A 13500-nucleotide genomic window follows, 5' to 3' on the forward strand; every position below is an offset into this window, starting at 1 on the left:
TAGGCTACTTACCTTTTGATAAAGAAGGTGCAGAATTACTATTTCACTTAATATCAGATTTTTACGAAGAGAAAAGTTTGATTATCACAACGAACCTGGAATTTAGCTCTTGGAGTAAAGTGTTTCAAGATTCAAGATTGACCAGTGCACTAGTGGATCGGTTGATTCATCACGCTCATATCTTCACTTTTGCGGGCACAAGTTACCGGTATACCAATGCTTTGTCTCAATTAAGAAATTAACTAAATGGGAACTGCAAAGTTATGGATAAATTTCCTGCACTCTTATGGATTTTATTCTTGCAAAATACATCACAAACTAAGATAATAAAGAATTAAATTATAATTATAAAAACAAGAATTATATAATTTAAAAGAAATTGACACTATCAGGGAAATACCGTATACTATTTTTGTTGTTTTGATTTCTAAAATCGCGAATAAAAAAATCAATCTATATAGTAAAGCATGCAATATATAGGTGTATGTTAACGATCCTTAATTAGGTTAATCGGCTAAAAACTTTTTTAAACGTAATGGCGATTGTGGCGAAGTGGTTAACGCACCGGGTTGTGGTCCCGGCATTCGTGGGTTCGAGCCCCATCAGTCGCCCTTGTAATATTGGGCTATAGCCAAGCGGTAAGGCAGCGGGTTTTGATCCCGTCATTCCCCAGGTTCGAATCCTGGTAGCCCAGTCAAAATACCAAAAGAGTTACATCATTAATTGGTGTAGCTCTTTTGGCATTTTCATTTTTAAACAGAGTAATAAAATAGATACTAATAGTTTTTAGAGAAGGGTAAAGCATGACCTTTATAATTGAAAATTTTTCCAAAATAAGTAGGTTTCTTTAAAATGAAATATTGTAGAACTATAAACTGATTTTTTCGATTGATTTTACCAGTTAGAGAAAGCACTGTATTATTTTCAACTTCATAAAGAAATGTGTAGGCAATTTTACCTGTTATTAAACAGTTCAAATTAGTAGAATTAGCAGAAAAAGTGAAGCGACATAAAGGCACGCCGTTATCAGTTTTTAAAACTTTGATTTCATCAGAAATAACCGTTCCTTCAATCATTATAATTTCCATAAGTATAACTCCTTTTCTATACATAATAAAAAGAGAACAAGTGTTTATAATATATTATAAACACTTGTTCTCTTTTGTCAAGTTCAAAGTAATTTAGGCACTATTTTACTGGAATATTTTGTAAGGAATACTGAGATTTAAATCAAGAGTACACTGAGTCAAATGTAAAGCAGGAGGAGTATTAATCCTTAGTTAAGAAAAGTTAAATGTTATTTTAAATAAATAGATATTATAAATAGAATATTGAAATCAAATCATGGAGTGGGAGGGGACAAGTTACTAGTGACTCTGAAGAGGAGAGGGACAATAATAAGCGGTAGTGAACAAGGTTATCAGTTGTTCACTACCGCTTAAATTATTCTTCAGTTTCTGGATTTGTGTTAGTACCAGGGTTGTCAGCAGGAGGAGTTGATGAATTATTGTCTGATTCATCAGAAGGATTGTCTTCAGTATCCTCAGGATTATTAGAATCTTCTTCTGGATCATCTGGTTTATCTTCAACATCTTCATCGTTCTCACCAGTATCTTCTTCAACAGGCTCTTCAGGATTTGCTTCTGGTTCTTCTTCAGTATTTTCTTCGGGTTCTTCCTCGACAGGTTCTGGGACAGTAACAGAAGTAGTAGCAGCTGGTCCTGTATTCCCATAAGCCTGAACAGATAAAGTGATTTGGACAGTTCCGCTGTCGGGATCAGCTACAGTATATTCTGTTCCTTCTACTGAAACTTCTTTGCCATTTACCGATAAAACATAAGTGGCTTTTTCATCTTCATCTTGTAGTGTATATTCATTCCAATTAATATTGATTTCATTTGAGTCTTCGTCATATTGTGCTGATAATCCGGTTGGAGCAGTCAAGTCTTCTCCATAAGAGGTTGAGACTTCAGAAGGTTCTGTACCAGCAACGAATAATTCAGTAACAATTTCACTTTCAGGTGTATTTGGACCTGGTAATTTTGCAGGATTTGACCCAGCCTCCACACGAACTTCAGAAACAGAAGCGGGTTTTGTCCAGTCAGAATTATCTAATCCTTCTGAAACTTTGCTCATTAAAGCTTGATAGATATCTCTTGGTAGCTGACGAGTTCCATCCTTATTGCTAAGCCAGTGCCCGTCTTCATATTTTTTATCATATCCTGTCCAGACTGATAACGAATAATTTGAAGTATAACCTACATACCAAGAATCAGGAACAGCATCTGATGGCAGATTATGTTCTTGAATTTGTTCTGGAGTATAATTAGTCGTACCGGTTTTACCAGCTTGAGGAACACCAGGAATACCAACAGAACTACTATAATTAGCGGCCACATCTTTAAGCATATCAGTAATCATATATGCAGTATAATCTGACATCGCTTGATTGGTTTTAGGAGTCAGGTCTATTTCTTGTCCATCTTGAGTAATAACTTTAGAGACAGTATAGGGCTCAGTATAATTCCCTCCATTTGAAAAAGCACTATAAGCAGAGGCCATTTGTAACGGACTAGCTGTTCCACTGATTGCATTAGAGTTTACTAAACCACCTTCTTTTGACATAAGATTAGTGTCTAAACCAACGTTTTCTACAAATTCGGTTGCATCGGCACGATCTACTTCTTCGGCAAATAACCTGGCAGTTGGAATATTTCGAGAATCTACTAATGCTTCTCGCAGGCTTAGCTGTCCGACATATTTACCATCGTAGTTTCTTAACGGTGTACCATCAGGATAAGACCATTTCTCATCAACTAACTGATGATAAGTTGAAAACTTATTATATTCGATAGCAGGACCGTACGTAGTTAATGGTTTAATAGTAGAACCAGTGGGGCGGTCAGTACTAGTTGCTCTATTTGTTAATAATTGACCTTCTTGCTTACGCCCACCAACTAAAGCTTTAACTTGTCCAGTATTAGCATCTACTAAAGAAATAGCTGTTTGCAATTCATCATCGGGGAAGTTTACGTATTCTTCACTGTTTGCAATATCAAATGCTGCTTGCTGAGCGTCCATATCAATATTAGTTTGAATGGTTAAACCTGCAGTAGCTGGATTTAACCCGGTTTTTTCTTCGACTTCCTCTAGTACTTTAACTAAATAACTATCGAACATTTGACTATTTAAGCTACTATCTGAACGATTGACTAATCCTTCTTCAATGGGTATTGCTTTAGCTTTTTCAGCTTCCTCTGCAGTAATATCCCCATTATCACGCATAACATTTAATACGGTATTTCTACGATTTGTAGCTTCTTCGGGATTTACATAAGGATTATACCTATTTGGCGCTTGAGCCATTCCGGCAAATAAAGCCGCTTCTTGTAATTCAAGTTCTTCTACAGGTTTGCCGTAATATTCTTCGGAAGCCGTCGCGATACCATAAACATTTCCGGACATATTAATTTTGTTCATATATAGAGTGAGGATTTGTTCTTTAGAAAGTTGACGTTCTAATTTAATAGCAAGCCAAGCTTCTTGGGCTTTCCTCTTTAGAGTTTGGTCTGAACGTTCAGTAGAGAATACTGAAAGTTTTATTAATTGCTGGGTAATGGTACTACCACCCCCAGAAATTTTACCTAGATTAGTAACATACCCAAGTGCTGCTCGGCCAATCCCAATTGGATCAATACCAAAGTGCTTATAAAAATTTTGATCTTCAATAGCAGTCATTGCGTCTTTCATGACTTCAGGGTAATCATTAGCTTCTGCGAAATCTCTATTTTGTCCTCCTAAAGTATAAAATACCTCACCTTGTGAATCGACTAAATCCGTAGAAAAGCTTCCTAGCAAATTTTCATCGGTTAATTCAGGTGCACTTGAAGCGTAATAGGCAAATAAGCTGCCCCCAGCAACTAGAATTAGTAAGAATAGACCAATAAATGCAAGGAAAATACGCTTAATCCATGATTTTTTCTTTTTGCCTTTATCCTTTTTATTTTTCCTTTGTGGATTGTTTTGTTTATTTTTTATACGGGACATATTATTATCTGACATATTGTTCTCCTTTTCAGTTCTGATCCTCAAAAATTAAGAGAAAAGTTACGTATACTACCTAGAAATTTTATTAATATAAGCCTGATTATCAATATAAATTGGATGAAATCAAGTCTCAACATAATACTATAATAGTATTTTACAAAGTATTTATTAAGTTTTCTTTGATTTAATGATTTTATCTATAGCGTCTAAATAAGGAAGACGTGGAGAAAGTCCATAAAATATCTCATGAGCTTCTTCTATGATACTCTTTAATGGAATAGATTTCTTCCCTAAAGCTTCTTTTTGATGTTTCCACCACGTATCCAATTTATCAAAAGGTAGCACGAATACACGGTTTAGTGTACTAAATCTAATGATAATAAAGCAAATTCCATCTTGTTCCATACAAGCTCGCATGTGCAGTATCTGATGTTCGTGAAAGTTCTTCAATGGAAAGGAAGTCTTGTTTTTAGTTTCTTTAGCTTCAAAATCTAAGTAAAATCCTTTGTAAATACCATTATAATCAGTTGTAGATGCTTTTTGGTAGTAAGCTTCTGTAATTTTAGCAGCACTTCTTTTAGGATAGCTTACATTAACGACTTGTATTGGAATAGGCTTTTTATGAATTACAGCTTTTTTAGCTATAAGATATTGCTCATTTGTGAGGTTAAGGTCACTTTCTAAAGTCATCCCTCTATTGCTATAATCTGTTTTTTTAGTTTTTACTTGCTTTTTTAGTGCCTGTTTGTCACCATTGATGTGATAAGGTCGACCATTTGGGTAGTTAAGCAATGACTTCACGCTCCTTTAATGATGATTAACTAGTATAATACCAAACAAATGAACGGTAAGGAAAGAAAGGTGTGAATTTTTATCAAAAATTTATATGTGAGTGGATATAGATCCTATGAATTAAGTGTTTTCACAGAAAATGATCCAAAATTATTTTATATAAAAATGTATTTAAAGAATAGATTGATTGAATATATTGAAACAGGGCTTGAATGGGTATTAATTAGTGCTCAACTTGGTACGGAACTATGGGTGGGGGAGATTGTATTAGAATTAAAAGAAACTTATAATGAAATAAAACTAGGTGTGTTACTACCTTATTCGGGATTTGCTGAAAACTGGAAAGAAGGAAATCGTGAATTATTTGATAAAATAATTGCAAAAGCAGATTATACTAATCATACATCTAGTTATCCTTACAAGAATCCTATGCAGCTTAAAGGAAATCAACAATTTTTAATAGATCATACAGAAGGATGCTTATTATTCTATGATACTGAATCTGAAGGAAAACCTAAATTTTTACTAGAAATGATTAATGAATTCAAATACTCACATGATTATGAATTAGATTTCATTACATTTGATGAATTACAAGCCTTTGTCTCAGAGTATGAAGAAAATCATTTTGAAAGCTAGCTTTTATTTATGAGTATAATTTGGTACAATTGAAATGTAGAAGTAGCTTAATTGCTTTTTTATAATTATAAGCAGTATGTAGTATAAAATGTACTCAAGAGCAACAGAAGAAATCAGAGGTGCAAAATAATGGATAGAGAATTAAATCAAAAAGAAATTGTTGAAAAAGATTTTAAAACTACAATGCGAGGTTATAATCAGACAGAGGTAGATGAATTTTTAGATGTTGTGATTCGTGATTATGAATCATTTCAAACTGAAATCGCACAACTTAAGTCTGAAAACGATCGTCTGATGAATAAGCTAGATGAATTATCTAAACAGGCTGTTGCAAAACCACAGGGTCAGAGTCAAAATGGTTCTTCAGTAACTAATTTTGATATTTTGAAAAGATTATCTAATCTAGAAAGACATGTTTTTGGATCAAAATTAGATGATGAATAAATAATTAATATTAAATGTGTAAATTACGGATAATCGCGCATTGTTTACAATGTGAGGAAAGTCCATGCTCACACAAACTGAGATGTTTGTAGTGTTCGTGCGCAGCGAAAAAATAAGCTGCGGCTCCATTCTATAGAGTGGATGACGGCAGAAAAAAGGGCTAAGGCTAAAGCTACGCCTGAGTATTCTTGAAAGTGCCACAGTGACGAAGCAGCAGGGGAAACTCTGCTGGTGGAACGCGGTAAACCCCTCGAGTGAGCAACCCAAACATATGGTAGGGGCACTTTTCTCCTGGAAATGAACAGAGAGAAGAGGCAATTTTAATTGCAGACAGATGATTATCTCTGAGAAAACAGCCTGATCGTTTTCTCTAGACAGAACATGGCTTATAGTAATTTACACATTTGTTTATGATGTATAGCAACTATCTTCTTGATAGTTGCTAGATAAACATCTACTCATTCAGGTTAAATCCTTCCCTGTATAGGGGAGGATTTATTTTTGTCCTAAATCAATTATAGAAAGGATTGAAATGATAATGAAAGAAATACTTAGCATCTTAATGGTTTTGTATGGGACAATGATAGGCATCTATCTTATAATGGGTCTGACTAAGCCTAAACAGGAAAAACAAAAGGAAATACAACTGACTGTGTCATTGATGACTTCAATGCTTGGAAATCAATTTAACAAAAAGAAAAAAGTTGTGAGTAGAATTTTTTTATTTCAGTTTTTTCTCCTCTTTGGGTATACTTTAATTAGTTTGTGGTTAATCTATGATTATTCAGTCATAAGATTCATCGCTTTATTATTAATGGTTGTGCAAGTAACGGAGTTTATTGTCAAATTAGTAAATATTAATAAAGCAAAGGATCTTAAAGAATTAATACAAAACAGAAGGCTCTCTAAATTCTCATCCTATTTTTATATCGTAGGAATAGCGATTTTGACGGGTGCATTAATTTAATAGAAATTATAAAAGAAAAGAAAGGGTTATTTATTATGAGCTATAAGCTTTTAGCAACTGCCGCTAGTGGAATCGAAGCTCTAGTAGGAAAAGAATTGAAACAATTAGGCTATCAAGTACAAGTCGATAATGGTCGAGCTCGTTTTGAGGGTGAAAAAGAAGATATAGCTAAAACGAATTTGTGGCTAAGAACAGCAGATAGAGTTAAAATTATAGTTGGCGAATTTGAAGCTGATACTTTTGACTCATTATTTGAACAGACGAAAGCTTTACCATGGGATGAATTTCTTTCAATCGATTCAGCTTTCCCTGTATCAGGTAAATCTCATAAGTCAACGTTGTACAGTGTCCCAGATGTGCAGAGGATTGTGAACAAGGCTATAGCTGATAAACTTAAAGATGTTTATCATCGTCGCGGAATGCTGCCGGAAACTGGGGCTAAATTTCCAATTGAAGTAGCCATTTTGAAAGATAAAGTATTGCTCACAATTGATACTACTGGGCCTAGTTTGTTCAAACGAGGCTATCGTACGGGCAAAGGGGGAGCACCACTAAAAGAAAATATGGCTGCTGCACTAGTTATGTTGACCACTTGGAGAAAAGATCGACCTTTTGTTGATCCAGTGTGCGGTTCAGGAACAATACCAATTGAAGCCGCTTTGATTGGCCATAATATTGCGCCTGGATTCAATCGTTCTTTCTTATGTGAAGAATGGGATTGGATGGATAAAGAAATGTGGGAAAAGATCAGACAAGATGCTGAAGAGCAAGCTGATTATGATGTTGAACTAGATATTTTGGGAACCGACATTGATTCTAAAATGATAGAAATCGCTAAAGAAAATGCTCTAGAAGCAGGTCTATCTCACAGTGTTAAATTCAAGCAGATGCAAGTAAAAGATTTTACAACGGATAAAGAATTCGGTGTAATGGTTGCAAATCCTCCTTACGGAGAGCGGTTAGGAGACCTTGAACAAGCAGCTCAAATCTATAAAGATATGGGTAAAGCTTTCAGACCGCTAAAAAGTTGGAGTAAATATATTATTACCAGTGATTTAGACTTTGAAAAGCATTATGGAGAACGAGCAACTAAAAAACGCAAACTTTATAATGGTTATTTAAGAACGGATTATTTCCAATATTGGGGAAAAAGATAATTTCAGTTTTTATTATTGGATTATATAAAAATAGGAGGCAAAGAATTGGCTGGAAAATTACAAATTAGAACAGTAGAAAAAAGTGATTTAGATTTCATCCATAAAATGAGAAAAAATAATGATATCATGCAATACTGGTGTGGAGAACCATACACAACAAAAGAAAAAGTATTAAAAAATTATGAAGATAGGCAGACAGATACTACGATAAGAGAATTTATTATTTATCAAGATGATGAAAAAATAGGCTATACTTCACTTTTTAACCTGAATTTTAGTCATAGAACGGGTACATTTGGAATTATGCTAGATCCTTATCATCAAGGAAATGGTCATGCTGCTGATTCAACTCGTTTAATAGTAGAATATGGGTTCAATATATTGAATTTAAATAAAATTAATTTAGATGTTGTAGATTATAATAAAAAAGCTATTCATGTATATAAAAAAGTAGGGTTTCAAATAGAAGGTGAAAAAAAACAACAGTATTATATTAATGGTAAATACACCAATGGTTTATTGATGGGCTTGTTAAAAGGTGACTATAAACCTAAGTGAATCAAGTATGATGTATAAGACTAGCCTCGTGAAGTATCGCACTCTTCATGAGGCTTATTTTGTTTTGTGAAATTTATTATTAGGCCGAACGAATATCATAATTATAGAATTAAACGGATTTTTTTCAAAACTAGTCTTAGTATTAGCGAACTTTTACTCAATAATGTTATTATTTTAATATAAGAAACATTCAGATAGATATTAAAGGGATTAATAAACTAGATTTTTTTAAAGAGATATAAAACTGTATTTAAATTATATTTCCTATATAATAATACTTAAATAAAACGGAGGTTATTTTCTTGTCGGAATTTTCACTGATATGGCTTTTAGCACTACAACTTATCTTTATATTTCTAAATGCAATATTTGCAAGTGCTGAAATTGCAGTTATTACAATCAATGACAACAAATTAGAACAGATGGCTCGAGATGGAAATATACGAGCAGTTCGATTAAAAAAGTTAACAGAGAACTCTTCAGATTTTCTAGCTACAATTCAAATTGGTATAACATTAGTCAACTTACTTAGTAGTGCCGTCGCTACTGAAAATTTTTCCAGTCGGTTAGTTAATGTGCTCTCTTCAATTGGAATTGCTATTCCTGAAGCTGTATTGAGCATTGTATCATTATTCGTTATCACCTTGTTATTAACATACTTCACAGTTGTGTTAGGTGAATTAGTTCCAAAACAAATTGCACTCAGAAATCCTGAAAAGATTGCTCTATTTTTATCTGGGTTAGTTTATGTTATTTCGAAAATATTTACACCTGTCGTTCGTTTATTCTCAGCTTCTACCACTGGTATTGTTCGCTTATTTGGTATGAACATTGGTGAGGAAGACAATGAAAATACGGAAGAAGAAATTCGATTAATGTTGGACATTGGAGCTCAAAACGGACAAATTTTACCTGATGAAGAAAATATGATTCAAAACATTTTTGAATTTGATGATATTTCTATAGAAAAAATTATGACTCATAGAACGGCAGTAGTGTTTCTTTGGATGAGTGATACTGATGAAGAATGGGAAAAAACCATACGTTATGGACATCATTCTATTTATCCAGTGTGTAGAGAATCCACGGATAATATTATTGGTATCCTGTATACGAAAGATTATTTTAGAGTAGAAGATAGAAGTAAAGAGTATCTGCGAAGAGAGGTTATAAGGCCGGTGAGTTATGTATTAGAAACGGTAAGTGCAGATGTTTTATTCCGAAATATGAAACAAAAAAAGGATCGGTTTGCTGTAGTGATCGACGAGTTTGGTGGAACTAGTGGAATTATCACTATGAATGATCTACTGAAACAAATTGTAGGTGAATTCAACGACAATATTTTACTGTCTAAAGATGCAATAGATATTAAATCTTTAAATCAGGGAGCTTGGCAAGTAAGTGGAAATGCCTCAACTAAAAAAGTTGCTGCTCAGATAGGATTAAATTTACCGATTGACAAGTATGACACTATGAATGATTTATATTGTAGCGTAAAAGATCATAACCAAAATAACGAAGACCGGATTGTTTTGGTTAAAGAATATGGGTTTATAATGAAAAATATTCAATTGATAGATGATAAATTAGATCAAGCAGTTATTGTAAAAATTGATTGATTTTAAAGACCTTCCAAGCTCACTTTTTTTGATTATTCAATGCCTTTTGCAATGCCTGTTTAGCTAGATTATCAGCACCTCTGTTTTGTTTTTCTGGTATCCAATGAATTTCGTAAAAAGAGAAATGATTCAGTGAAGCTAAACAATCATTTAGAAATGGTTTGAAATTAATATTTTTTACATGTTTTTTACTGATGGAGTCTGCGACAATTTGACTATCGGTGTACAATAAGATTAAGGAATTTAATTTTTGATTCGCTTCTATCCATTTCAGGGCGACACGCATAGCTTCCCATTCTGCTCTGTGGTTATCCCAACTTCCTGATAACGGGATTGAAAGTTGTTCATAAAGGCCATTTCCTGAAACAACAATACCGATCCCGGCTAAGCCGGGATTGCCATTTACAGCTGCATCGGTGTATACTTTTAACATATTGTCATCCTTTCCATTAATCAAAGTAGGAGTATTGATATAATGAATATAAAAGCAAAAACAGAAACAAATGTAAAGATAAAGTTAAACTTAGAACCAGCATTTCAAACGATTTATCTATCCAGTATTTTCATATCTTTCTGTGTGGCAGTTGTTAGTACAACCACGATTGAAAGTCTGAATTGGGGAACGATTTTATTTTTATTACTAGCCATAATATTACTTTATTTAAAAAAAGAAACATACTTAACAATCAATGAAGAAGAACTTGAAATTCGCTATTTTGCGGGAATAAAAACTAGGATAATTGATCTTGGGGAGATAAACGACATAGTAATAATGAATCCTGGTGGAAAAGCTTCTTTAACTACTGCGGATCATAAAGTGATTGTATTTTATCTAAATAAAAACAATCAGCAAATCTTTTTTAAACAATTGGAAAAACTAAATGTTAACATAAAAAAATAAATTATGTACAGTGAAAAGGATTAGACAGTTGTCTAATCCTTTTAGTATATATTATTCAGCAGTTGGCTCAATGACTTGAACTTTAGTTGCTTGAGGACCACGGTTTCCTTCAACAATTGAAAATTCAACGAGTTGTCCTTCTTCCAGACTTTTATACCCTTCTTTTTCAATTCCAGTAAAATGAACAAACACATCATCATGTTCATTATATTCAATAAAGCCATATCCTTTTTGATTACTAAACCATTTCACTTTACCTGAAGTCATGATAATCCTCCTATTTATTGTATTGAGGTTATATTTATTAATATGCTTACATCTAGTATATAGAAATTCAATCAATTAAGCAATCTTACAATAAGTTGAAGTCTAAATCATAGCCATAGCGTATTCTAGAACCTAAATATTTATTTTTGCGATAAATTACTTCTAGGATATGATAGAATATATGTAATATAAAAAATGAGGAGTGGGTCTAGTGAAAGAACTTAAAGTAGAAAATTTGACTCATTCATATGGAATGAAACGATTATTTGATTCAGCATCTTTTTCAATTTCTGAAGGACAGCGAGTTGGGTTGATCGGAGTCAATGGTACTGGAAAAACTAGTTTTCTTAAAGTACTGACAAGACAACTTGGTCCTGATAAAGGAGATATTACTCAGCCTAATGACTATAGAATCAGCTATTTAGAGCAAAAAAGTAATTTAGAAGAATCAAAAACGGTCTTAGACACCGTTTTTGCTGGGGATAATTCTTTAATGTCCACTGTAAGGGATTATGAAGCAGCGCTTCAAGCATTGACAAAAAATCCAATGAATGAAAAGGCACAAAATGTATTTGCCAAACTCGAACAGAAAATGAATAGCGAAAATGCTTGGAATGCAAGTACAAGAGCAAAAGCGATTTTAACCCGTTTAGGAATATCAGATATGCAGTTAATCGTTGGAGAATTGTCAGGTGGACAGCAAAAAAGAGTCGCACTTGCTCAAGTACTCATTCAAGAACCAGATTTATTAATATTAGATGAACCAACGAATCATTTAGATTTTGAAATGATCAGATGGCTTGAGAATTTCTTGATGTCTTATAAAGGAGCATTGCTCTTAGTTACCCATGATCGATATTTTCTTGATAATGTAGTCAATTCCATAATTGAATTGACACATGGAAGATTTGAAAAGTATTCAGGGAATTATCAAGACTATGTTCGATTAAAAGCTGAAAGAGAAGAGACAGAAGCTCAGATTACTCATAAACGTAAGCAGTTGTACAAGCAAGAGCTTGCTTGGATGCGAGCCGGTGTAAAGGCTAGAGGAACAAAACAGCAGGCAAGGATGGATCGTTTTAGTGATTTAAAAGACACTGTATCCAATTACGACACAAATGCTTCGCTTGATATGAATTTATCAGGTAGTCGATTAGGTAAAAAAGTGCTTGAATTAGAAGAGGCTACTTTTCATAGGGATGAGCAAATTATATTAGATCAATATAACTTATTGATACAACAAAATGATAGAATTGGTATTACAGGAGAGAATGGTTCTGGAAAGTCAACATTCTTGGATATTCTTTCTTCAAGAATTCCTTTAGATAGCGGCGTTCTTGAAATTGGAGAAACCGTAAAAATTGCTTACTATACACAAACCAATGAATCTATGGATGAAAGTAAACGGGTCATATCCTATTTGCAAGAAATTGCAGAAGAAGTTCGATTAGCTGACGGTACAAGTGTCAGTGTTTCGCAATTGTTAGAGCAATTTTTATTTGAGCGATCAACTCATGGAACACTCATTGGCAGGTTATCCGGTGGTGAGAAGAGAAGATTATATTTGCTGAAACTATTGATGCAACAACCTAATGTCTTATTACTTGATGAGCCGACAAATGATTTGGATATCCAGACATTAACAGTACTGGAAGAATATATTCAAACGTTCTCTGGAGCTGTTATTGCCGTCTCACATGATCGTTACTTTTTAGACAAGATAGCGACTAAGTTACTAATTTTTCAAGGCAATGGTAAAATCGAAGAATATTACGGTAAAATGTCAGAGTACTTATCACTTGAGGATGAAAAAGCCAATAAAGACTCAGGAAAAATTCAAACATCTCAAAAAATACAAACAGATGAAACAAATAAAAAAGAAAAAACAAAGATGACCTATATGGAACAAAAAGAATGGGATACGCTTGAAGAAGAAATTTTTGTATTGGAGGCAGAACTTGAAGAAATACAAAATGAGATGAATCAGGCTGGAAGTGACTATACTGTGATTGAAGATTTAAATAGCAGGCAGCATAAAGTTGAAAATAAACTTTCAGATAAGATGGAGCGCTGGGAATATTTAAGTGAATATATTTAAAGGAGATAGTA

Annotated in this window: 14 protein-coding genes, 2 tRNA genes and 1 other RNA gene; 12 read left to right on the forward strand and 5 right to left on the reverse strand. The window is 33.5% G+C overall.

Annotated elements, in window-relative coordinates:
• From BLT22_RS01920 to BLT22_RS01930, 3 genes are all read left to right on the forward strand, one after another.
• The coding region (locus BLT22_RS01920) for an ATP-binding protein (RefSeq protein ID WP_176935275.1) at positions 1 to 242 on the forward strand (242 nt) is incomplete at its 5' end.
• A gap of 296 nt (positions 243 to 538) precedes the next feature.
• Positions 539 to 611, forward strand: a tRNA-His gene (locus BLT22_RS01925).
• A 10-nt stretch (positions 612 to 621) separates the two neighbouring features.
• Positions 622 to 694 (forward strand) — tRNA-Gln (locus BLT22_RS01930).
• A gap of 82 nt (positions 695 to 776) precedes the next feature.
• Here BLT22_RS01930 and BLT22_RS01935 read toward each other — a convergent pair.
• The 3 genes from BLT22_RS01935 to recU all read right to left on the reverse strand — a co-directional run bounded on the left by BLT22_RS01935 (position 777) and on the right by recU (position 4839).
• Positions 777 to 1088 carry a hypothetical protein gene (locus tag BLT22_RS01935; protein ID WP_091760105.1) on the reverse strand — a complete coding sequence of 104 codons (312 nt, stop codon included), beginning with the start codon at positions 1086 to 1088 and terminating at the stop codon, positions 777 to 779.
• A gap of 355 nt (positions 1089 to 1443) precedes the next feature.
• Positions 1444 to 4062: a transglycosylase domain-containing protein gene (locus BLT22_RS01940; protein ID WP_091760108.1), complete on the reverse strand. Its 2619-nt coding sequence runs from the start codon at positions 4060 to 4062 to the stop codon at positions 1444 to 1446.
• A 153-nt stretch (positions 4063 to 4215) separates the two neighbouring features.
• Positions 4216 to 4839, reverse strand: a complete 624-nt coding sequence (recU, locus tag BLT22_RS01945; protein ID WP_091760110.1) for a Holliday junction resolvase RecU — start codon at positions 4837 to 4839, stop codon at positions 4216 to 4218.
• A gap of 96 nt (positions 4840 to 4935) precedes the next feature.
• Between recU and BLT22_RS01950 the strand changes: the two genes are divergently transcribed.
• From BLT22_RS01950 to BLT22_RS01980, 7 genes are all read left to right on the forward strand, one after another.
• Positions 4936 to 5478: an SLOG family protein gene (locus tag BLT22_RS01950; RefSeq protein ID WP_236048768.1), complete on the forward strand. Its 543-nt coding sequence runs from the start codon at positions 4936 to 4938 to the stop codon at positions 5476 to 5478.
• 126 nt (positions 5479 to 5604) lie between these two features.
• Positions 5605 to 5922, forward strand: a complete 318-nt coding sequence (gene gpsB, locus BLT22_RS01955; RefSeq protein ID WP_087059740.1) for a cell division regulator GpsB — start codon at positions 5605 to 5607, stop codon at positions 5920 to 5922.
• A gap of 21 nt (positions 5923 to 5943) precedes the next feature.
• Positions 5944 to 6316: RNase P RNA component class B (gene rnpB, locus BLT22_RS01960), an RNA gene on the forward strand.
• A 144-nt stretch (positions 6317 to 6460) separates the two neighbouring features.
• Positions 6461 to 6889: a hypothetical protein gene (locus BLT22_RS01965; RefSeq protein WP_143020613.1), complete on the forward strand. Its 429-nt coding sequence runs from the start codon at positions 6461 to 6463 to the stop codon at positions 6887 to 6889.
• A gap of 35 nt (positions 6890 to 6924) precedes the next feature.
• Positions 6925 to 8046, forward strand: a complete 1122-nt coding sequence (locus BLT22_RS01970) for a THUMP domain-containing class I SAM-dependent RNA methyltransferase (RefSeq protein WP_226910226.1) — start codon at positions 6925 to 6927, stop codon at positions 8044 to 8046.
• Positions 8047 to 8091: 45 nt separating this feature from the next.
• Positions 8092 to 8604, forward strand: a complete 513-nt coding sequence (locus tag BLT22_RS01975; protein WP_087059734.1) for a GNAT family N-acetyltransferase — start codon at positions 8092 to 8094, stop codon at positions 8602 to 8604.
• Positions 8605 to 8906: 302 nt separating this feature from the next.
• Complete coding sequence (locus BLT22_RS01980) at positions 8907 to 10223, forward strand: hemolysin family protein (protein WP_091760118.1); 1317 nt, start codon at positions 8907 to 8909, stop codon at positions 10221 to 10223.
• Between the two features lie 19 nt (positions 10224 to 10242).
• Here the strand turns inward: BLT22_RS01980 and BLT22_RS01985 are convergent, their stop codons facing one another.
• Entirely contained in the window at positions 10243 to 10656 is a 414-nt protein-coding gene (locus BLT22_RS01985; RefSeq protein ID WP_091760121.1) for a ribonuclease HI family protein, read from the reverse strand.
• Between the two features lie 42 nt (positions 10657 to 10698).
• Between BLT22_RS01985 and BLT22_RS01990 the strand changes: the two genes are divergently transcribed.
• Positions 10699 to 11124 carry an EbsA family protein gene (locus BLT22_RS01990; protein ID WP_091760124.1) on the forward strand — a complete coding sequence of 142 codons (426 nt, stop codon included), beginning with the start codon at positions 10699 to 10701 and terminating at the stop codon, positions 11122 to 11124.
• A 51-nt stretch (positions 11125 to 11175) separates the two neighbouring features.
• Here the strand turns inward: BLT22_RS01990 and BLT22_RS01995 are convergent, their stop codons facing one another.
• Complete coding sequence (locus BLT22_RS01995; RefSeq protein WP_087059727.1) at positions 11176 to 11391, reverse strand: cold-shock protein; 216 nt, start codon at positions 11389 to 11391, stop codon at positions 11176 to 11178.
• A 211-nt stretch (positions 11392 to 11602) separates the two neighbouring features.
• On the opposite strand from BLT22_RS01995, the gene BLT22_RS02000 reads away from it, so the two are divergent.
• Positions 11603 to 13489: an ABC-F family ATP-binding cassette domain-containing protein gene (locus tag BLT22_RS02000; RefSeq protein ID WP_091760127.1), complete on the forward strand. Its 1887-nt coding sequence runs from the start codon at positions 11603 to 11605 to the stop codon at positions 13487 to 13489.
• The last annotated feature ends 11 nt before the right edge of the window (positions 13490 to 13500 follow it).

The sequence above is a fragment of the Marinilactibacillus psychrotolerans genome, assembly GCF_900101525.1.
GTDB lineage: Bacteria > Bacillota > Bacilli > Lactobacillales > Carnobacteriaceae_A > Marinilactibacillus > Marinilactibacillus psychrotolerans.